The following is a 19,489-nucleotide window of genomic DNA, read 5'->3' on the forward strand; positions in this document are numbered from 1 at the left end:
GATAGTGTTTCGCCGTGGCTGAAACGCGCTCTCGACGTTCCAGCCCGTGTGCCGGTGCCACACGCCGCGACGACCGGCCGACGAGCGCGGGAATGTCCGCCGACACAAGAGTCAAACCCTTCAAGACCGTGGTAACGGTAGACATGGACGTTCGCGTGACGGGACGTGGGCCCGCGGAACCGTTTTTGAGCTCGCGTGACCTCCTCGCCACCGAGTACGACCTCGACCTCCCGGTCGTCGTGAAGATACGCGAAAACCCCGACGAACGGACCGTCGCGGGCCACTACGACGACCGCCACGAACTGCTCGTCTCCAGGCGAGCCGCCACCTCGGCGATGGCACGGGAACTCGCCCTCCACGAGTTCGCACACATGGCGCGCTACGAGGAAGAACACCCCTCACACCTCCAGTCGACCGAGGAGGCGCTGTTTCTCGCGTTGGCCGGCAAGAGCGTCGAGCGGCGCAAACTCTCCCACTGTTATCAGATCGCCAACCACATGAAGGACATCTACGCCGACGACATCACTCTCGACATCGGCCCGACCGAGAAGTTGGTCTCCTTCATGGAATCCTCGCTCGCGCGGGCGGTCGCCGACTCCCCGCCGTCGGCCCCCGGTGAGTGGGAGCGGTGGAGTCCCGCCGCCGACCCCGACATCACCGCCGTCAACGCGGCGTTCGCACTCGCCCTGCTCGAACGCCACGACGCCATCGGCGACGGCCACCGACTGTACGACCTCGCCCACGCCGCCGCCGCGGACGCACCCGACGTGTCGCTGTCGACGTTCAAACGGACGTTCCGGTCGTTGGCCGACGACCCCGACGAGTCCGAGTACCGGAAGGCGCTCGTCGACGTGACCCGGGAGTACGTCCTCGGCGACGGACCGTCCCAGCGGGCAGCCGATTAGTTCTGAACGATACGGAGCAGGCGGTCGTCGTTCGGCTTGGGGAACCGTTCGGTCGCGCGACCGTCGCGATTCGACGTGACGACGTACAGCGCCCCGTCGGGCCCCTGCTCGGCGTGCCGAATCCGTCCGAGTTCGTCCTCGAACAGCGAGTGGGAAACCGCGTCGTACTCCGAATACAGCCAGTCGTCGTCGAAGCGTTGGCCACCGATGTCCGGCGGGTCGCCGTCGTAAATCGAGACCACGTTCAGCCGCTGGGAGATGAGACCGCCGCTGATGAACCGGTTTTGGAGGGCAGGCACCGCATCACCAGTGTAGAAGACGCCGCCGGTCGGCGCCCAGCTCGTTCCGCGCGTGTGGACGAGCGGCGGAATCACGTCCGGATGGTCGGAGTAGGACTCGTAGGCGTCGTCGTCCGGACCGCTGCGAACGTCCGACCACCCGTAGTTGCCACCCGCTTCGAGTATCTGCATCTCGTCGCGCGCCTGCGGCCCGTGTTCGGAGACGAGTGTCGTCCCGTCGGGCAGCCACGTCACTGCCTGTGGGTTCCGGTGGCCGTAGGTGTACACCCGGGGGTCTTCGAGGCCGGGATTGTCCTCGGGAGCGGTACCGTCGGGGTTCAACCGGAGGACCTTCCCGCCGAGTCGTCCGGGGTCCTGCGGCAGTCCCTCGACGTTGGCGTCGCCGGTGGTCACCCACAGATAGTTTCGCGGGCCGAACGCCAGTCGCGCGCCGTTGTGGATGATGCGGTGGCCGGGGATGTCGTCGATAACGACCGTCTCCTCGTTGCCGTTCTCGAGGTCGTAGAACACCAGCCGATTCCGGTAGTCCTCCTCGCCCGCCCGATAGGTGTAGAAGGCGTACAGCACCGGTACGTCGGGGTAGTTCGGGTGCAGGGCGATGCCGAGCAAGCCACCTTCGCTGCCGCCGGCCCACCAGTCGTTGTCCTCGGGGTTCTCGATGGAGTCCGCGTGGTCGATGACGTCGTCGGGCGTGGCGACGGCTTCCAGTTCGCCCGCGGAGTACCGACTGATGCGGCCGACGCGCTCGGAGATGAACACCTCGCCGCTATCGGCGAACTCGAGGTCCCAGCCGACTTCGAGGTTCTCGATGACCGTTTCCGTCCCGTAGGTCGCCTCCAGCGGCGAGTTGCGGGGCGGCTCCCACTCGGGGTCGTAGCGGTCCCACGACTCGATGTCGTGGGCGACCGAGAGGTCGTACTCTGAGTCGACCGGTTCCGGGTCACCAGCATCGGAATCATCGTCGAAACAGCCGGCGACGGCGAGGGACCCGGCCGCACCGACCGACGCGAGGAACCGACGGCGACTGTGGAGGGGCTCCATACCCGCCCATACGACCCCGTCCGCTAAAACGTGCTGTTTCGGAAAGGTGTTCGAATCCCATTCGATTCGCCACGCGGAAATATAAGCCGTCAGCGGCCGTACCAGACCTATGGTACCCCTTCTATTCGATGCGAGTGGCCGACTGAGCCGTGAACCCGACCGAACGATTCCGGGTGCGTCGAGATGAACGACCTCCTCCGACGCGGCGCCGTGGCCGTCGTTGCCGCCATCGTCGCGAACCTCCTCGTGTTGGGAGTGGCACTGGTGACGCTCGGTGCCGGCGGCTTCGACCCCTTCGCCGTCCCACCGGTCGCCCTCGTGACGGCAATCGGTGCCATCGGTGGCACCGCCGTCTACGCAATCTTCAAACGGGTGTTCGGTCCCGCTGCCGACCGTCGATTCGTCGTTGTCGCCGTCGGCGTCACGCTCGTATCGATGGTCACGCTCGTGCAAGCATCGTCGTTCGAGGGAGCGACGACGGCCCGGTTGGCCGTCCTCGCGTTGATGCACGTCGTCGCCGCCGCCGTCACCGTCGCCGCGCTCGTCGACCGGTCGGCACTACGATGATACTCGTCACCGGTGCGACCGGGACGGTCGGCAGCGCGGTCTGTACCGAACTCGACGGCGACGCGACGCCAGTTCGAGCAGCGGTCCGGTCGCCCGACCACTTCGATGGCCCCGCCGAGGAAGTCGTCGAGTTCGACTTCACCGACCCGACGACCTACCGGGAGACGTTCGACGGCGTCGACTCGCTGTTTCTCGTCCGACCACCACAGCTCTCTCGGATCCGCCGCGACATCGTCCCCGCACTCGCCGCTGCCGTCGGCGCGGGCGTCGAACACGTCGTGTTCCTCTCGGTCATCGGTGCCGACCGGAACCAGATAGTCCCGCACGCCCACATCGAGTCGTGGCTCGACGGCGCAGGCGTCGAGACGACGTATCTGCGGGCGTCGTTCTTCATGCAGAACCTCACCACCGTCCACCGCGAGGAAGTCCGCGACGGCGAACTGTTCGTTCCCGCAGGCGACGGCGCCACGAGTTTCGTCGACGCCCGCGACGTGGCCGCCGTCGGCGCCAGAGCACTCACCGAGGGGCTGACCGGAGCCTACGACCTAACCGGGCCCGAGGCCCTCGACTACCACGCTGTCGCCGCGATTCTCTCGGCGACACTCGACCACGACGTGCGATACGCGAACCCCTCGCTCGTTCGCTTCCTGTGGCGACGGTATCGTATCGACCGGAACCTCTCGAAGACGGCCGTCATGGCCGGCATCTACACCACTGCACGCCTCGGGCTCGCAGGGCGTGTCACCGACGACCTCGAAACGCTGCTCGGGAGAGCGCCGACGGACTTCGAGACGTTCACGCGGGAACACCGCGAAAGCTGGCAGTAGCCGAGGCTACGTACCGAGAGAAACGAGAGGGAAAGCGAACGGTTAGCGGGCTGCGGCCGCGACGCGCTCCTGTTCTTCCTTCTGGCTGATGGGGTAGGCCTGGAGATCGTAGTCAGCGGCGCCCGTAATCTGCTGGGCCAGCGCCTCCTCGGCCGGCGTCGTCGTCTTGAACGACCCGCTCTGTGTGCCCTGTGCGATGAACTTCAGCGACTGATCGACGCGGCGCTGCGGGGCCACGTCGACGGCTTTCGGCACCGAAATCCCGCCGTACTTCAGACGGACCGTCTCCTCTCGGGGGCCGCTGTTCTCGACGGCGCGGACGAGTACCTGCACGGGGTTCTCGTCGGTTCGCTCGGCGACGATTTCGAAGGCGTCGCGGACGATGCGCGTCGCCTGCTGTTTCTTGCCCGTGTTCTCCTCGGTCTGCATCAGGCGGTTGATGAGCCGCTCGACGATGCTGATTTCGGATTTCTTGAACTGCTTTTCGGAGTGCCGTCCCATCGTGTGGGCGATGGGCGTGACGGTGATGTAGCGGCGCATCGAGGGGTCGGTGTACTCGATTTCTCCGATTTCCCACTCGCCGAACAGTTTCGCCGAGACGCGCTCGTCGTCGGTCGATGCCGGGGCGTCCGGCTCTGGTGCGTCCGAACTCATCGTTATCGCACCGGTTTCTCCGCGTTCCCGCGGACAAGTTCGATCATCGAGACGCCGTTGACTTTCTCGACTTTGTAGTTGACACCCGAGAGGTCGCCCATCGCACGACCCTTCGCCCCACCGATACCGGCGATGGTGACCTCGTCGTGCTCGTCGATGAACGAGATGGCACCGTCACCGGGACAGAAGGCGGTGACTTGCTTGCCGTTCTTGATGAGTTGCACTCGGACGCACTTCCGGATGGCCGAGTTGGGCTGCTTTGCCTCGATACCGACCTTCTCGAGGACGATGCCCCGACCTTGGGGGGCGCCCTCGAGGGGGTCGGACTTCTTGCCGAGTCCGCGGGCACGGCGCGCGTAATCAGAGTCGGACCACCGGTGTTTCTGGCGGTCCTTCTTGAGTTTGCGCGCGGCGTATTTGCCGTTCGCCATAGTACCCCTTGCTTCCCTACGGAGATACTTAAGCATCCCTTTTCGACGGCGTCGTCGTGTGTCCATCCCGCATGTGGGAGACACACCCACTCGCCGAGGGCTACCGACCGCAGCACACACCACCCGACGAATACTTGTTTGTGTGATACAACATACCACACATGTCATCGACACCCGACCCCGAGCACCGCTTGTACGCCATCCCTGGCGGTGGTGACGCCGACTGCGACCACGACGCCGTCCGCGAACTCGGCGCCGACGGCGGCGCCAACCGTTACTTCGAGTGTCCCGACTGCGGAAGCGTCCTCGTTCGGGAGGGGCGACGCCCGCCGGAGGGCCGTTCCGCCGAGGGGCTCGGAACCGTCGACCCACGGCTAGACGACTTACTGGACGACATCGACGCCTACCACGACGGAACCGGCTCGTCGTTCGCCCCAGACCGGCCCGAAAACACGCTCGACCGCGTCACAGAGGCGTGGCGACGCCTGCTACGTTAGCTCGATTTCGTCGATGTCGAAGTGCCGCTTCGCCAACCGACGGGCGATGGCGATGTTTCGACCCTCCGTCCCGATGGCGACACCGCGGTCGTCGTGGTCGACCTCCGCGTAGGCGACGGTCGTCTCGCCGTCGCTTATCGTCACGTTGTACACCGCCGCGGGCGCGAGCGCGTTCGCGACGAAGTCCTCGGGTGTGTCCGCCCCCTCCACTAACTCGACGTGCTTGCCCAACCGCTCTTCGAGGGCCTTGACGTGTTTTCCTCCCGGCCCGATGGCCCGTCCCATCGTTCCCGGTGGCACGACGAAGATTAGGCGGTCCTCGTCGTCGTCGATGAGGCAGTCGGTCGCCGCCACGTCGGTTTCCTCATCGAGGAGCGCGATGTACTGTCTGGCCTCGTCGGAAAGCGTGACGGTCATGAAGTAGCCTAAAAGGCGGACCCGGAATTAGTCGTCGGCGGATTTGCCGCCGGTCTGCTTTGCGCCCATCCGGAGGTCCACGTCACCGGTGCCCAGTTTGATGGGTTTGCCGACGATGACGTTCTCCGTGACCCCGTCGAGGGCGTCGACCTCGCCGTGAATCGCCGCATCGAGCAGGTGGTTGACCGTGACCTCGAAGGCCGCACGCGCCAACACCGAGTCCTTGTTGCCGGAGATCCCGTGTCGGCCGATGGACTCGATTTCACCGTTGTTGGTCATGATGTCGGCGACCAACATCAGGTGCCGGATGTTCACGTCGTCGAGCCCCTGCTCTTCGAGCGTGTTCATCGTCTCCTCGATGATGGCCTCACGGGCCGCCTCGATGCCGAGGTTGCGGTTGATTTCGTGGATGTTGTTACACGTCGTCCGAGAGGCGTCGACGCCCTCGATGTCGAGAACGTCGCCGAACGACGACCCCTCGGTGTAGAGGACGAACTCCTCGCCGTCTTCGAGTTCCTCTTTCCGGATGACGACGCGGCTGATTTCGTCGATGCCCTTGAAGACGACTTCACGAAGCTCTTCGACCAACTGGAGCAACTCCCGGTAGGAGGGCTGGTCGGGGCCGAACTCGATGACGGTCGGTTCGGGCTGGACCGTCTCGACGCCGAGTTTCGAATCGATGGTGTCGGCGATTTCGCCGGCCACCTCGTCGAGGCTCTCGACGGTCGGCCACCGCTCCTCCAGCGTCTCCTCGTTGAGGTCGATACGGACGAGCATGTCCGCGACGTTCGTCGAGATGTCACCCAGCGCGAGGATGCGCGTCGCCTCGATTTGCCAGACGACCTCGTGGGCCTTCTCGCGGTCCTCGGCGTACTCGCCGTCGAGGTGCACCGTCATCATCGGCGTGTCGGGCGTCTTCCGGGCGTCCACCAGCTCGATGAGTCGGGGCAGCCCCTGTGTCACGTCGATTTCCGCGACGCCCGCGTAGTGAAACGTGTTCATCGTCATCTGCGTCCCGGGTTCGCCGATGGACTGTGCCGAAACGGTTCCGACGGGGTCCAGCGGGTCGATACGCGTATCGAGGTACTGGGACTCGACGGCTTGGGTGATGCTCTCGACCTGTTCGGCCGTCACACCCTCGCGGGCCTCGACGGTCTCGTACACCTCGTCTTTCAGCCGTCGCGGCAGGTCAGTGTCCTCGACGACGGCCTCGATGTCGTCGGTGATCTCAGTCATCGGATTCCACCTCCGTTCCCGAGGCGGTTCGCCACGACTCCCCGTGTTCGGAGAGGTTCGTCGTCGGTTCCTGCAGCCCGAGGAACTCCTCGCGTGCCTGTTCGGTGTCGAACTCCTCTTCGACGATGCGGTCGGCGATGGACTCGACGTCGATGTCGAACTTCTCGTTGGAGGACACCCGAACCGGCGAGGTGCCGTCCTCGCCGAACTCGAACTGGACGATGGTGTCGGAGGTGTCCCGAACCGTGCCGTCGTACTGTGCTTCCAGCTCCGACAGCGCGTTGATGAGTCGGCGCTGGAGGTAACCGGACTTCGACGTTCGGACGGCCGTGTCGACCAGTCCCTCGCGGCCGCCCATCGCGTGGAAGAAGAACTCACGCGGCGTCAGGCCGTTGCGGTAGGAGTTCTCGACGAAGCCGTGGGCGTCGGCCGAGAGGTCGTTCCGCTGGAAGTGGCTCAGCGTTCGGTCCTCGTAGCCGCGGTTGATTCGCTCGCCGCGAACGGCCTGCTGGCCGACACAGCCGGCCATCTGCGTGAGGTTCAGCATCGACCCACGCGCACCGGACTGGGCCATGACGACCGCGGGGTTGTCGTCGCCGAAGTGGTCGTCGGCGATGTCACCGGCGGAGTCACGGGCCTTCCCGAGCGTCTGCATGATTTTCATCTCCAGCGTCTCGTCGACGGTCCGGCCCGGCAGCGATTCGAGTTCGCCCGACCGGTAGGTGTCGATGAGTTTCTGGACGCGCTCGTAGGCGTTGTCGATGGCTTCGGCGATCTGCTCTTCGGCCTCCCGCTCGATGGACTCGTCGTCGATACCGATGGAGAACCCGAAGTGCATGATGGCACGCATCGCCAGCGTCGCAACTTCGTTGACGAACACGCGGGCGCGGGTGTTGCCGTACACCTTACAGATGGTGTCGACGACCTCGCCGCCGAAGGCGCCGACTGCGTCCTCGTCGATGGTCCCCGAGACGAGTTCGCCTTCCTCGATTACGACCGTGTCGCCGGCCGAGGAGGTGAACTCGAGGCTCAGACCCTCGGGCAGCAACTCCGAGAACACCGTTCGACCGGTCCAGTACTCCTTGCCCTCCTCGTCGGTGCCGTCCGCTTCGGGCAGTTCGTCGATGGACGTGGCACGGAGCAAGTCGAGCGCCTGCGTCTCGTTGAACTGCGGGTTCTCGTGAGTCAGCAGGTACGTCCCGCTGATGTGGTCCTGAATCGCGCCGATGATATTCTCGCCGAAGCGGGGGCTGAGAATCTGCTCTTGGACGCGCATGAGGACGCGGGCCTCCGCACGGGCCTCCTCGTTCTGGAGGGCGTGCATGTTCATCTCGTCGCCGTCGAAGTCGGCGTTGTATGGCGGACAGACGACGGTGTTCAGGCGGAACGTCTTGTACGGCATCACGACCACTTCGTGGGCCATGATGGACATCCGGTGCAGCGACGGCTGGCGGTTGAAGATGACGATGTCGCCGTCGATGAGGTGTCGGGCGACCTCCCAGCCGACCTCGACTTTCTCTGCGAGTTCCTCGCAGTTCTTCTCGGTCACCTTCAGTCGGCGGCCGTCGGGCCGCTTGACGTAGTTCGCACCGGGATGGGCCTCGGGGCCGTTAGCGACGTAGCGCCGGGCGTCCTCGATGTTCCGGTCGTTGACGTTCATCGTCTGGGTCATCTCGCTTGCGACCCGGTCGGGAACGCCGACCTCGTTGAGGCTGAGCGTCGGGTCCGGCGAGATGACGGTTCGGGCCGAGAAGTTCACTCGCTTGCCGGACAGCGAGCCACGGAAGCGACCCTCCTTGCCCTTCAGTCGCTGGGAGAGGGTCTTCAGGGGCCGCCCCGAGCGGTGTCGGGCCGGCGGTGTCCCCGAAATCTCGTTGTCCATGAACGTCGTGACGTGGTACTGGAGCAACTCCCAGAGGTCCTCGATGATGAGTTGCGGCGCACCGGCCTCGCGGTTCTCCATGAACCGCTGGTTGATGCGGATGATGTCGACCAGTTTGTGCGTGAGGTCGTCCTCGCTGCGCTGGCCGTTGTCCAGCGTAATCGAGGGGCGTGCGGTCACCGGCGGCACCGGCAGCACGGTCAGAATCATCCACTCCGGCCGGGACTTCTCCGAGGAGATGCCGAGCGTCTCCATGTCCTCGTCGGGGATGTCCTCGAACCAGTCGCGGATGTCCGAGGGCATCAGTTTGTTCATGTCCTCTTCGGTGAGGTCGACGGAGAGCGCCTTCTCTAAGGCCTTCCGGTCGTCCTTCTTCGGTCGGAACTCCCCGGAAAGAATCTGGTTGATTCGTTCGAGGTCGATGCCCGTCTCCTCGGATAGTTCGTTCGGACCGATGGGTTCGCGGTCGGCGTCTTCCTCGCCCTCCTCGGCGTCGGGGTCTCGCCCCTCCATCGCGGCGGCGATGCGCTCGGGGTACTCCGAGGACAGCACCTGCTGGACCTCGTAGTACGTCGTCGGCTTCTCGTGGTTGATGTCGAACTGCTTCTCGCCGCAGTGCGGACAGCGGTCCTTCTTCCGTGCGAGGCGGATGGCCGCCTTCGTCACGTCGTTGAGGTCCTCGCCGAGCTGTCGCGTCCGGTCGAGTCGGTCGCGGAACTCGGCCTGTTCGTCCTCGGTGAGACAGAGTCGCGAGCATTCACGACAGGTCCCACGCAGGAGTCGACGGATGAGTTTCGCGAAGCCGACGTGAATGACCGGCGCCGCGAGTTCGATGTGGCCGAAGTGGCCGTTACACGAACCCGAGTGCTTCCCGCAGGTCTTACACTCCAGTCCGGGGTCGATGACCCCGAGCCGGGGGTCCATCAGCCCCATGTCGATTGGGAAGCCGTCGTCGTCGTACGTGTCGGCCGTAATCACTTTGGTGGCCGACATGTCCCGATACTCCTCGGGGTCCATCAGTCCGAAACTGAGCGACCCGATCTCTTTAGGTGCGTGTCCCTCCATTATACTGCATCCTCCAGTTCGATTCGCGGAGCGATACCGAGCGCTTTCATCTCGTCGAGTAGGAGCTTGAACGCGTAACTCATCTCGACCTCGTGGACGTCCGTCTCCTCGTCACAGTTCGGACAGTACACGCGACGTTGCTCGACGTTCTCGACGGCGCTCATCCCACACTGCCCGCAGACGTGAATCCACTCGCGGTCGGACTCGTCGAGCAGTCGTTCCTTCAGCGTCATGGCCGCGCCGTGTCCGATGAACACGTCCCGTTCCATCTCACCGATACGGAGGCCACCCTCACGGGCACGCCCCTCCGTCGGCTGGCGCGTCAACACCTGCACCGGCCCGCGCGAGCGGGCGTGCAGTTTGTTCGACACCATGTGGTAGAGCTTCTGATAGAAGATGACGCCGACGAAGATTTCGGCATCGATGCGTTCACCGGTGACGCCGGAGTACATCACCTCCTTGCCGTTGGATTTGAAGCCGCGGTCGACGAGCGCACCGCGGAGTTCGTCCTCGTTTTCGCCCTGGAACGGCGTCCCGTCGACGCGGCGTCCCTCGAGCGACCCGACCTTCCCGCCGAGCATCTCCAGAATGTGCCCGACCGTCATCCGCGACGGCAGGGCGTGGGGGTTGACGATGAGGTCCGGCACGAGGCCGTCCTGTGTGAACGGCATGTCCTCCTGTGGTGCGAGGTGGCCGACGACGCCCTTCTGGCCGTGTCGGGACGCGAACTTGTCGCCGAGTTCGGGAACGCGTTCGTCACGCACCTTCACTTTCGACAGTTTCGAGCCGTCCTCGCCCTCCATCAGCGTCACCGTGTCGACGACGCCGGATTCACCGGAGCGCATCGTCACGCTGGTCTCCCGGCGCTTCTGGGGGGAGAGCCCGCCCATGTCGTCCGGTTCCTCGAGGAACCGCGGCGGCGAGGTCTTCCCGAGCAGCACGTCGTTTTCGCCGACGTCCGTTTCGGGGTTGACCAGTCCGTCCTCGTCGAGGTGGGTGTAGGCCTCTTCGCCGCGTGCGCCCCGAACCTCGTCGTCGGGAATCTCGAATCGGTCCTCCTGACCGCCGGGGTAGCGGCGTTCCTCGCCCTCGTAGGTCCGGAAGAAGTGCGAGCGGGCGAGTGCGCGCTCGACGCTCGCCTTGTTCATCACGAGTGCGTCCTCGATGTTGAACCCTTCATACGACATGACCGCGACGACGAAGTTCTGTGCTGCCGGGCGGTCGTCGTAGCCGATTTGTTCGGTCGTCTGGGTCTTGACGATGGATAGCTGGGGGTAGTGCAGCAGGTGCTGGCGCGTGTCGGGCCGGATTCGGTAGTTGGCCGACGGCAGCCCCAGCGACTGCTTGATCATCCCCGATCCCATCGTAATCCGCGGTGAGGCGTTGTGTTCGGGGTACGGAATCATCCCCGCACCGATGCCGAACATCAGCTGCGGGTCGACTTCGAGGTGGGTGTGGTCCTCGGTGAGGTCGTCTTCGTCGACGGCGACGAAGATGTCCTCCTCCTCCTCGGCGTCGATGAACTCGATGTAGCCGCGGTCGACGAGCTCCTCGAACTGGAGTTCGTCCGCCTCGACGGCCTCGATTTCCTCGTCACCGAGCAGCGGTTCGCCGTCTTCGACGACGATGAGGGGCCGGCGTGCGCGGCCGGCGTCGGCGTTGACGATGACCTCGCCGGTGCGTTCCCGCACCGCGACGTTCACCATCTCGTCGATTTCGCCGCGTCGTCGGGATTCGCGGATGTCGTTTGCGAGTTTATGCGGGTCCGGATGGGTGCCGATGAGGCTCCCGTTTACGTACACTTTTGCGTCTCGTCCCTGGCTCATGTTAGTCGTCCGCCGTGTGTGTTTCGACCGTCTCGATTCCCGGAATGCCCTCGACGCCCATCGACGCGAGTTCGCGCTTCAGTCCGCGCTCGTCGTCGACGTTCTGGGACAGTTCCATCGCCTGTGCGAAGTTCTTCACCAGCCCACAGTTCGGCCCCTCCGGCGTCTCGGAGGGACAGATGCGACCCCACTGGGTCGCGTGGAGGTCACGCGCCTCGAAGTGCGGCTGCGAACGGCTGAGCGGCGAGCGAAGCCGACGGAGGTGGGACAGCACACCCATGTAGTCGGTCCGGTCGACCAACTGGCTCACGCCCGAGCGGCCGCCCACCCAGTTGCCCGTCGCGATGGGGTGTTCGAGCCGCTCGGTCAGCACGTCCGAGCGGACGACCGTGTTGACCGACAACTGTCGGTTCCGCATGTTCGCCCGTTCGAGCTGGTACTTCACGTCCCGGGAGAGCTTGTTCAGTGCCGTCCGGAACAGGTCCTTCATCAGGTCGCCGGAGACCTTCAGCCGCTTGTTGGCGTAGTGGTCCTTGTCGTCGGATTCCCGGCGTTCGAGGGCGAGTTCGAAACAGGCCTCGGCCATCCGACAGAGGTACACCGCCTTGTTCATCCGCGTCTCCTCGTCCTCGACGCCCTCCTCGTGGAGGTGCGGCAGGAGATAGCGGTCGATGACGTAGTTCGCACGCTTCAGCTGGTAGTTCTTCCCCTGGCCCGAGGCGACACGCTGACCCAACTGCTCGATGGCCTCGGCGGTCGATTGGACCTCCGCGGCCTCCAGGTTCTCCAGCATGAACTTCACGATTTCGGGGTCGTCGCTGACGCGGTGGACGATTTCCTCGTCGGACTCCAGCCCGAGAGCTCGAACCAGCGTTACGAAGTTGATAGAGCCCGAAACCGAGGGGAACGACACCTCGAGAATGCCGCTTCGGTTCCGCTCACACAGCACGAGCGCGCGGTAGCCGCGGCGTTGGCTGAACGTCTTGGCGATTTGAATCTCGTCGCCGTACTTCGTGTCGTACTCGGCGAGAATCTTGTTCGGCGCGAGGTCCTCGCTCGTCATCAGCACGCGCTCGGAGCCGTTGACGATGAAGTACCCACCGGGGTCGGCGGGGTCCTCGCCGATTTCGATGAGTTCGTCGCGGGTGAAGCCCGCGATGTTACACTTGTCGGAGCCGACCATAATCGGCATCCGGCCGACCTTCGTCTCCGCCTGGTCGACGATGTGTTCTTCCTCCTCCTCGCCGCCGCGGACGATGCTCATCTCCATGAACACCGGCGCCGAGTAGGTGATGTTCCGGAGGCGAGCCTCCTGCGGATACAGCAGTTCCTCGGAGCCGTCGGCCTCACGGACGCGCGGCGTCAGGATGCGGACGTTGCCGAGGTCGACGCGAACCGGCTCTTGGCCCTCCTTGTCGCCGATGTCGGTGTCGATGTTCTCCTTTTCGTCGACGACGTCCTGCATGCCGCGGTCGAGGAAGTTGTTGAACGACCGGAAGTGGTGCTCGGCGAGTCGATCCCGAGAGAAGTACTCCCGAGAGACGGCGCGTCGGTCCTCCCGGTTCATTCTACCACCAGTCGATACACGACTGCTCGGTCCGTCGTCCGGGAGTCGCGGACGATTTCGATGACGTCGCCGACCTCCGCCTCCTCGGGGAGTCCGGGGTCGCGACGCTGTATTTTCGGCAGGTCTGTGCGCTCGATGTCGTACTCCGTGAGCATTTCCTCGACTTCGTCCTCTTCGAGGACCGAATGCTCCGGAACCAGATTGTGTTGGCTTACGTCTACCATGTGTTGGGCTGACCGGGTGAAGAAGCTGTCACGAGATACTACAGCGTGCTACTGGCGGCAGGGATTTAACAGTTGTCAAATCGGACGGCGGTGGCTATTCGTGCCGCCCTTGCTGCGGCACGCGACTGCTCGTTGCATCCCCTACGGAGGGCAGTATAAAAAGTTCTTCCCCGCGAACTTTTTGCACGGCGCGCTCCGCGCGCCGGCAAAAACTTCGATGAAAAAGCGGCGGCGGGTTCCCGATGGTCACCCGCCTTGCCGCCGCGCTCACTCCGTTCGCGCGGCGTGAACCGCTTCGCGCCTGCGGCGCTCGCGGATGCTACCCGCCCGAGGGTCTGTTCTTCGAATCGAACACCGACGGTCGCCTCTCGGCCGACCGTCGGCTACGGTGGCTTTCCAGCCACCTGATTCGTGGTGTGTCACACCCCACCGGGCCGCCCTCCATTGGAAAGCCTTAAGGTACAAACCCGGTTACGATGAGATGCGTCAGGCCCGGGTGGTGTAGTGGCCCATCATACGACCCTGTCACGGTCGTGACGCGGGTTCAAATCCCGCCTCGGGCGCTTTTTGACGACGCTACCTCACAAGCGTCCCGCTTATCCTATTTCGTATGTCTTCCAAGCTCACGAGCAACGCGAGTTCCGGCAGCAACTAATTACCTCATTCGCCCGTAAGTTGAGGTATGCCTGCTTGGAAGGGTGCGTGGTCTGAGTCGGCAGCCACCGCGTACCTCCGTGAATCGACCGTCCCGATTCGACTCGCCTGCCGGACGCCCTCGGGAGGGCTGTGGATGCTCTCACTGTGGTACGTCTACCACGACGGCGAGTTCCTCTGTGCAACCGGCGCCGACGCTGACGTGGTTCGGTATCTCGAAGCCGACGCCGGCGTGGCCTTCGAGGTCTCGGACAACGAGCCGCCGTATCGCGGCGTCAGGGGGTCGGGAACCGTCAGCATCGAAGCCGACGAGGGGAAGACGCTTCTACGAGAGCTGTTGGAACGGTATCTCGGTGGCACCGACAACTCGCTGGCCGACCGACTGCTCGACGACGACCGTGAGGAGGTCGCACTTCGCATCACGCCGGAGAAATTGTACACGTGGGATTTCACCGACCGAATGGCCGACGCGGCTCAGACCGACGACGGCCCGTGATGAACCTCGAGCTCGATTCGCCACAGAACCAGAGGTCGATGGCCTTTGTGAGCCGCCAGTCGATGTCCTTCGGGTGGTTCGGTCACTGACTCTCAGTCCCGGAGTGCATCGACGGGTTCGAGGTTGGCGGCCTTCCAGGCCGGATACAGCCCGCTCGCGAGGCTGACGGCGACGCCGAAGACGAAAGCGACGAGCAGGTAGACGCCGTTCGAGGGATCGAGGATGATGTCGAGAGCGATTGGCGAGACGTACCACAACAGCAGCGCCGCGCCGATGCTCAAGAGCACGCCGACGAACCCACCCAGGATGCCGAGTAGGGTCGCCTCGACGACGAGCGTCCGGAGGATGTCCCGTTTCTGGACGCCGACCGCACGGAGCAGGCCAATTTCGCCCTTCCGCTCGGTCGTGCTCATCAGCATCACGTTGAAGATAGCGACGCCGGCGACGACGAGCGAGACGGCGCCAAGACCGATGAGGAACTGGTTCAGGAGGCCGAGGAACTCCTCGATTTGGTCGAGGATGCTCGACAACTCGAACACTGAGACGCGCTGTTCGCGGACGTTGAGTCGGTCACGGACACCTTCGGCGATGGCCCGGGCGTCTTCGCCGGAGTTCGCCTGCACGACGACCTGGTCGTAGTCGCCGGGGACGAACGCGCTCTCCGGGAGGACGACGGCGCTGTCGGATTGAATGGGCGAGATGTCCTCGCCCGGTGCGAGGACGGCGATGACCCGATAGTCGTTGCCCGCGATTTCGACGAGACTGCCGACCTGGATGCCCAGTTCCTCGGCCAGCGAACTGCCGACGAGTGCGCCCTGTCTGTGGCGCTCGGGGACGGTCCCGGCTTCGGCGCTGAATAGCGCCGCCGGCCGGTCGGTGCCGTAGATGGTCGCAAAGCTACTCGACCCCCCGGTGCCGGAGACGACGGCGCCGTCGCTCCGCAGCGGGACGACCGTACCGCGGCCCTCCGAGACACGCTGGATTTCGGTGATATCGCGGGCAGTGAGCGACTCGCCGCCGGCGTCCTGGTTCGGGGAGACGATGACCTGGTCGCCGAGACCCCCCAGCGATTCGAGCGCCGCGAGTTGGAGGACGTTGCCGAAGATGCCGAGCGTGGCGATGGCGAGGACGCCGATGACGATGCCGAGCGCCGCCAGCACCGACCGGAGTTTGTTCCGCCGGAGGTTTCGCGTCGCCATCACGACCGCCGGGAAATCGCCGGGGCGCATCTATTGTTCCTCCAGTCGCCCGTCGATGAGTTCGACCGTCCGGTCGGCGTACTCGGTGACGAGTTCGTCGTGGGTGACGGCGACGACGGCGACGCCCTGCTCGCAGATGCGCTCGAACTCGCCGAGGACCTGCCGTCCGGTGTCGGTGTCGAGATTGCCGGTCGGTTCGTCGGCCAACAGCACCTCGGGTCGATTGATGAGCGCCCGTGCGATGGCGACGCGCTGTTTCTGGCCACCCGAGAGTTCGGGTGGGCGGTGGTCGAGACGGTCACCGAGGCCGACGCGGTCCAGTAAGTCCTCGGCGCGGGCCGTCGCGTCGCGGTCGCGGTCGTACACCGTCGGCAGGCTGACGTTCTCGGTGGCTGTCAGCGTCGGGATGAGGAAGAAGTCCTGAAACACGAAGCCGATGTACTCCTTGCGGAGGTCGGTTCGGGCCTCGTCGTCCAGCGTCGTCACGTCGCGGCCGTCGAGCAACACCTCACCGCTGGTGGGCGTATCGAGCAGGCCGAGCGTGTTCAGCATCGTCGACTTTCCCGAACCGGAGGGGCCCATGACCGCGACGAACTCGCCGGCCTCGACGGTCAAATCCACGTCTATCAGCGCCCGGACGGTTTCGCCACCACCGTCGTACTCCCGAGTCACTCCGATGAGTTGCAGCGGTGGCGACTCGCCGTCGCGGTCGGCCCGCTCTTCGGCCGCCGTTCGCTCCGCCGGGGGCGGCGACACGTCACCGTTCATCGTCGCCAGCGGTACAGTGGGACGAGGGCGGCGGCGCCGAGGGCGACCGAGATGCCGACGCCCGCGATGTCCAGCGAGAACGGCCACAGCGACCCGAAAACGCCGCCGTTATCGGCATCCTCTGAGCGTTCGACCGGGAACTCGTAGCGTTCGGTGAACGCCTCGCCGTCGACGCGGTAGGTCACCTCGACGGGGACGGTCGTGGCGTTGTCGTCGGCGCGCGCGGTGAGTTCGAAGGGGGCGAACTCGCTGCCGTCGACGGTGCCGACGAAGTAATCGCGCTGGGGATAGGCGGGGGTGACGGAGTCGGTCTCGCCGACCGAGACGACGACGCCGGAAACAGACGCCTCGCCGGTGTTGCCCGCGTTGCCCGTGATCACGAGTCGGTCGCCGTCCTGCTGCATGTCGACACCGGTGACGGTAATAGCGGCCGTCTCGGGGCGGTACTCGTAGGTCGTCCGGGTTTGCCGCTGTTCGCGGTCGAGTCGGTAGTTGACGGCCACGTCGATGTCGCCGCCGGAGGCCTCCGAGAGGTCGACGGTCACGGTCCCCGTCTCGCCGGGTGCGAGGTCGCCGACGAACTGTCGGGCGAGCGGTTCCTCGCCTGCGGGTTCGACGACGGCCTCGGTAATCGGCGCGTTGCCGAAGTTGGTGACCGCGACTTCGACTTGGCCGGGCGTCTCGCCCTCGGCGTCGTCCTGCTGGAGGTTGCCGCCGGCGCTCCCGCCGCCACCGGCACCGCCGAGGAGGCTTCCGAGGTCGCCGCCGGCCTGTACGTCGGCCTGTTGCTCTCGGACCGGGCGAACGTCGATTCCGACATCGTCTTCGAGCGGGTCGACGCGGAGGGTCTCCCTGCGGAACGTCGTCTGTCGGTCGCCGGTGGCGGTGGTGTAGGAGACTCGAACCGCGATTTCCTGGCGGTCACCATCGGGCGTCACGGTGAGGTTCAGCGTCTCTTCGCCGCCAGCGGCGAGCGTCGGAACGAACGCGCGGTCGGCGACGGCGGTGTTCTTCAGCACCGACACCTCGACGTTGCGGACCGGGTCGACGCCGGGGTTACCCAACTCGACGACGACCGGCGAGGTGACGCCCTCGACGAGGTCGGCGTCGACGGTGATGCCGGGCGGTGAGTCCTCGACGACGACGGTCACGGGCCGGCGGATGGTCACGTCGTCGCCGTCGGCGTCGGTCCCGCGAGCGACGACGGTGAGATTCTGTCTGCCGGCCTCGTCGAACTCGCCGACGAGGTCGACGGTCAGGCTATCGCCGGGCGACAGCGACCCGGGGTTCGACGCGCGGGCGAGGCGGTCGCCGTCGTCGGTTTGCAGCGTCACGTCGTCGAGTTCGACGGCGCTCGTCGACCCCGCAGACAGCGCGACCGTCGTGGAGACGGTCGTCGGCTCGTCTGTGGTCGGGCGGTCGGGAGCGACGGTCACGTCGGAGACCGTCAGTCGGGCGTCGGGGACGGCACCGACGCTCGGTGGCGCAAGCGAGAGTACCAGCGCGACGGCGACGAGGAGGGCGATGAAACGGCGCACGATACCTAAATAAGGGGACGAGCAGGCAAGTATCTGCCGCGAACCCCGGTCGATTGCCGCTACTCGAACCGGCGTCGTTAGCGCGTTTCAGACCGTGTAGTCGGCGTCCTCGGGGTCTTCGACGACCTCGATGCCGCGGTTGTTCACCGCGTGGGGGTCGAGGCCGACCTCCTCGAGGAACTTCTTGTACTGGCGTTCGCAGGTTTCGGCGTCCTTCTGTTTGTCGCTAGCGTGGTCACAGAGGTCGGCGATTCCCTCCGGCACCTCGTTCGTGTAGATAATCCAGTGGTTCACGAGGTCCGACAGGCGGCGGATGGGCGAGGTGAAGTGACCGTAAATCTCGAAGTTCAGCGCGTGGTGGCCGCCGAAGGGGTCGGACATGTACTTCGCCCGTGGCATCACCTTCATCACGGCCCACTGAATCTTGTTGAGTTGCCGACCCGGCGCCTCTTCGAGCGTGGCGTTGACGGCCTTCCGGGGGTCGTCCCAGGTGTTGCCGGGAATCGAGACGCCTTCGAGGTCCTGAATCTCCCGGAGCGCCTCGTCCCACTCGTCGGGCGTCGGCTGTGGGTGGACGCGGAACATGGCTTCGAGGCCGCGGTCCCACTGGAGGGTGTGGGTGACGGCCTTGTTGGCCTTTAGCATGCACTCCTCGATGATGGTGTGGGCGCGGTCCCGCTTGGGGTTGAGCACGAGCGAGCCGTCTTCCTTCCGCTGTTCGTGGAGTCGCTCTGCGAGTTCGTAGGCGAGCGTGTTCTTCTCGTGGAGGTCGTGGCCCTCGTCGTCCAGTGCCTCCTCACACTCGTTGTAGGTCAGGCGGGCGTCGGAGTGGATGACGGACTTGTAGATGTCGATGGATTCGTGCGAAAGCGTCTCACCATTGATGTGCATCTCGACGGTGTGAGCGAGGCGGTCCTCGTTGGGGACCAGAGAACACACCGTCTCCGCCAGAATCGGCGGGAGCATGTGCATGGTGTACCCCGGCAGATAGACGGTGTTACCGCGTTTCTGGGCCTCCTCCCACATCGCCGTCTCGGGGTTGACGTAGTGGGTCACGTCGGCGATGTGGACCCACAGGCGATAGCCCTCGTCGGTGCGTTCGATGGAGATGGCGTCGTCGAAGTCCTGTGCGTCGGCGGGGTCGGTCGTCCACGTCGTCAACTCCCGGAGGTCCTTGCGGTCGTCGAGTTCCGTCTCGATGTCGCCCTCGGGGTCCTTGGCGCGTTCCTCGGCCTCTTCGAGGACCTCGTTGGGGAACTCGTCGCGAATCTCGAACTCCTCGAACAGTTCCTCGCGCTTGTTGGCGAGGTGGCGGGCGAGTTCCTCGTCGATGACGACGGGGCCCTGCCCCTCCGCAGTGCCGGCGTACGCCTGCTCGTCGCGGTCAGTCATATCG

General features: G+C 65.1%; 18 protein-coding genes and 1 tRNA gene. 6 read left to right on the forward strand and 13 right to left on the reverse strand.

Annotated elements, in window-relative coordinates:
- Positions 1-143: 143 nt before the first annotated feature.
- On the forward strand, positions 144-905 hold the full coding sequence (locus tag HWX69_RS00945; RefSeq protein WP_178915204.1) for a DUF5781 family protein: 762 nt from the start codon (positions 144-146) through the stop codon (positions 903-905).
- Here HWX69_RS00945 and HWX69_RS00950 read toward each other — a convergent pair.
- Positions 902-2,245 (reverse strand): PQQ-dependent sugar dehydrogenase, encoded by a 1,344-nt coding sequence (locus tag HWX69_RS00950; RefSeq protein ID WP_178915205.1) that lies wholly within the window; start codon positions 2,243-2,245, stop codon positions 902-904. The two genes, HWX69_RS00945 and HWX69_RS00950, sit on opposite strands and share 4 nt — an antisense overlap.
- A 183-nt stretch (positions 2,246-2,428) precedes the next feature.
- Between HWX69_RS00950 and HWX69_RS00955 the strand changes: the two genes are divergently transcribed.
- A complete protein-coding gene (locus tag HWX69_RS00955; protein WP_178915206.1) occupies positions 2,429-2,812 on the forward strand; it encodes a DUF6069 family protein in 384 nt (127 codons plus the stop codon).
- Positions 2,809-3,639 carry an NmrA family NAD(P)-binding protein gene (locus HWX69_RS00960; protein WP_178915207.1) on the forward strand — a complete coding sequence of 277 codons (831 nt, stop codon included), beginning with the start codon at positions 2,809-2,811 and terminating at the stop codon, positions 3,637-3,639. Before HWX69_RS00955 ends, HWX69_RS00960 begins: the two co-directional genes overlap by 4 nt.
- 42 nt (positions 3,640-3,681) lie before the next feature.
- Here HWX69_RS00960 and HWX69_RS00965 read toward each other — a convergent pair whose 3' ends face one another.
- Both HWX69_RS00965 and HWX69_RS00970 read right to left on the reverse strand, forming a co-directional pair.
- Positions 3,682-4,293: a 30S ribosomal protein S7 gene (locus tag HWX69_RS00965; protein ID WP_178915208.1), complete on the reverse strand. Its 612-nt coding sequence runs from the start codon at positions 4,291-4,293 to the stop codon at positions 3,682-3,684.
- A gap of 2 nt (positions 4,294-4,295) precedes the next feature.
- Positions 4,296-4,724: a 30S ribosomal protein S12 gene (locus tag HWX69_RS00970; protein WP_015410678.1), complete on the reverse strand. Its 429-nt coding sequence runs from the start codon at positions 4,722-4,724 to the stop codon at positions 4,296-4,298.
- A 161-nt stretch (positions 4,725-4,885) separates the two neighbouring features.
- Here HWX69_RS00970 and HWX69_RS00975 point away from each other — a divergent pair, with 161 nt between their 5' ends.
- Positions 4,886-5,221, forward strand: coding sequence for a hypothetical protein (locus HWX69_RS00975; protein WP_178915209.1), 336 nt, complete (start codon positions 4,886-4,888; stop codon positions 5,219-5,221).
- Here the strand turns inward: HWX69_RS00975 and HWX69_RS00980 are convergent.
- The 6 genes from HWX69_RS00980 to HWX69_RS01005 are packed head-to-tail and all read right to left on the reverse strand — an operon-like array spanning position 5,213 to position 13,438.
- Positions 5,213-5,638 carry a NusA-like transcription termination signal-binding factor gene (locus tag HWX69_RS00980; protein ID WP_178915210.1) on the reverse strand — a complete coding sequence of 142 codons (426 nt, stop codon included), beginning with the start codon at positions 5,636-5,638 and terminating at the stop codon, positions 5,213-5,215. The two genes, HWX69_RS00975 and HWX69_RS00980, sit on opposite strands and share 9 nt — an antisense overlap.
- A gap of 27 nt (positions 5,639-5,665) precedes the next feature.
- Entirely contained in the window at positions 5,666-6,874 is a 1,209-nt protein-coding gene (rpoA2, locus tag HWX69_RS00985; protein ID WP_178915211.1) for a DNA-directed RNA polymerase subunit A'', read from the reverse strand.
- A complete protein-coding gene (locus HWX69_RS00990; RefSeq protein WP_178915212.1) occupies positions 6,867-9,821 on the reverse strand; it encodes a DNA-directed RNA polymerase subunit A' in 2,955 nt (984 codons plus the stop codon). The genes rpoA2 and HWX69_RS00990 overlap by 8 nt, the downstream gene beginning before the upstream one ends.
- A complete protein-coding gene (rpoB, locus tag HWX69_RS00995; RefSeq protein WP_178915213.1) occupies positions 9,821-11,647 on the reverse strand; it encodes a DNA-directed RNA polymerase subunit B in 1,827 nt (608 codons plus the stop codon). The genes HWX69_RS00990 and rpoB overlap by 1 nt, the downstream gene beginning before the upstream one ends.
- 1 nt (position 11,648) lies before the next feature.
- Positions 11,649-13,214, reverse strand: coding sequence for a DNA-directed RNA polymerase subunit B'' (locus tag HWX69_RS01000; protein WP_156709875.1), 1,566 nt, complete (start codon positions 13,212-13,214; stop codon positions 11,649-11,651).
- Entirely contained in the window at positions 13,211-13,438 is a 228-nt protein-coding gene (locus HWX69_RS01005; RefSeq protein WP_156709874.1) for a DNA-directed RNA polymerase subunit H, read from the reverse strand. The genes HWX69_RS01000 and HWX69_RS01005 overlap by 4 nt, the downstream gene beginning before the upstream one ends.
- Before the next feature lie 490 nt (positions 13,439-13,928).
- Between HWX69_RS01005 and HWX69_RS01010 the strand changes: the two genes are divergently transcribed.
- Together HWX69_RS01010 and HWX69_RS01015 are read left to right on the forward strand one after the other, a co-directional pair.
- A tRNA-Asp gene (locus HWX69_RS01010) sits at positions 13,929-14,001 on the forward strand.
- Between the two features lie 119 nt (positions 14,002-14,120).
- Positions 14,121-14,588, forward strand: a complete 468-nt coding sequence (locus tag HWX69_RS01015) for a pyridoxamine 5'-phosphate oxidase family protein (RefSeq protein ID WP_178915214.1) — start codon at positions 14,121-14,123, stop codon at positions 14,586-14,588.
- Positions 14,589-14,680: 92 nt separating this feature from the next.
- Here HWX69_RS01015 and HWX69_RS01020 read toward each other — a convergent pair whose 3' ends face one another.
- From HWX69_RS01020 to HWX69_RS01035, 4 genes are all read right to left on the reverse strand, one after another.
- Entirely contained in the window at positions 14,681-15,817 is a 1,137-nt protein-coding gene (locus tag HWX69_RS01020; protein WP_178915215.1) for an ABC transporter permease, read from the reverse strand.
- Positions 15,818-16,555 carry an ABC transporter ATP-binding protein gene (locus HWX69_RS01025; RefSeq protein ID WP_178915216.1) on the reverse strand — a complete coding sequence of 246 codons (738 nt, stop codon included), beginning with the start codon at positions 16,553-16,555 and terminating at the stop codon, positions 15,818-15,820. It abuts the gene before it with no gap.
- Positions 16,552-18,093, reverse strand: a complete 1,542-nt coding sequence (locus HWX69_RS01030) for a COG1361 family protein (RefSeq protein WP_178915217.1) — start codon at positions 18,091-18,093, stop codon at positions 16,552-16,554. Before HWX69_RS01030 ends, HWX69_RS01025 begins: the two co-directional genes overlap by 4 nt.
- An 87-nt stretch (positions 18,094-18,180) precedes the next feature.
- Positions 18,181-19,485: an RNB domain-containing ribonuclease gene (locus HWX69_RS01035; RefSeq protein ID WP_178915218.1), complete on the reverse strand. Its 1,305-nt coding sequence runs from the start codon at positions 19,483-19,485 to the stop codon at positions 18,181-18,183.
- Positions 19,486-19,489: the final 4 nt, after the last annotated feature.

Source organism: Natronomonas gomsonensis (assembly GCF_013391635.1).
Classification (GTDB): domain Archaea; phylum Halobacteriota; class Halobacteria; order Halobacteriales; family Haloarculaceae; genus Natronomonas; species Natronomonas gomsonensis_A.

Coding starts and splice junctions, on each gene's coding strand:
- rpoB (WP_178915213.1), bottom strand. CDS start 11,647: ATGAGCCAGGGACGAGACGCAAAAGTGTACGTAAACGGGAGCCTCATC.
- HWX69_RS01015 (WP_178915214.1), top strand. CDS start 14,121: ATGCCTGCTTGGAAGGGTGCGTGGTCTGAGTCGGCAGCCACCGCGTAC.
- rpoA2 (WP_178915211.1), bottom strand. CDS start 6,874: ATGACTGAGATCACCGACGACATCGAGGCCGTCGTCGAGGACACTGAC.
- HWX69_RS01025 (WP_178915216.1), bottom strand. CDS start 16,555: ATGAACGGTGACGTGTCGCCGCCCCCGGCGGAGCGAACGGCGGCCGAA.
- HWX69_RS00980 (WP_178915210.1), bottom strand. CDS start 5,638: ATGACCGTCACGCTTTCCGACGAGGCCAGACAGTACATCGCGCTCCTC.
- HWX69_RS01005 (WP_156709874.1), bottom strand. CDS start 13,438: ATGGTAGACGTAAGCCAACACAATCTGGTTCCGGAGCATTCGGTCCTC.
- HWX69_RS00950 (WP_178915205.1), bottom strand. CDS start 2,245: ATGGAGCCCCTCCACAGTCGCCGTCGGTTCCTCGCGTCGGTCGGTGCG.
- HWX69_RS00945 (WP_178915204.1), top strand. CDS start 144: ATGGACGTTCGCGTGACGGGACGTGGGCCCGCGGAACCGTTTTTGAGC.
- HWX69_RS00965 (WP_178915208.1), bottom strand. CDS start 4,293: ATGAGTTCGGACGCACCAGAGCCGGACGCCCCGGCATCGACCGACGAC.
- HWX69_RS00970 (WP_015410678.1), bottom strand. CDS start 4,724: ATGGCGAACGGCAAATACGCCGCGCGCAAACTCAAGAAGGACCGCCAG.
- HWX69_RS01035 (WP_178915218.1), bottom strand. CDS start 19,485: ATGACTGACCGCGACGAGCAGGCGTACGCCGGCACTGCGGAGGGGCAG.
- HWX69_RS01000 (WP_156709875.1), bottom strand. CDS start 13,214: ATGAACCGGGAGGACCGACGCGCCGTCTCTCGGGAGTACTTCTCTCGG.
- HWX69_RS01020 (WP_178915215.1), bottom strand. CDS start 15,817: ATGCGCCCCGGCGATTTCCCGGCGGTCGTGATGGCGACGCGAAACCTC.
- HWX69_RS00960 (WP_178915207.1), top strand. CDS start 2,809: ATGATACTCGTCACCGGTGCGACCGGGACGGTCGGCAGCGCGGTCTGT.
- HWX69_RS00975 (WP_178915209.1), top strand. CDS start 4,886: ATGTCATCGACACCCGACCCCGAGCACCGCTTGTACGCCATCCCTGGC.
- HWX69_RS00990 (WP_178915212.1), bottom strand. CDS start 9,821: ATGGAGGGACACGCACCTAAAGAGATCGGGTCGCTCAGTTTCGGACTG.
- HWX69_RS00955 (WP_178915206.1), top strand. CDS start 2,429: ATGAACGACCTCCTCCGACGCGGCGCCGTGGCCGTCGTTGCCGCCATC.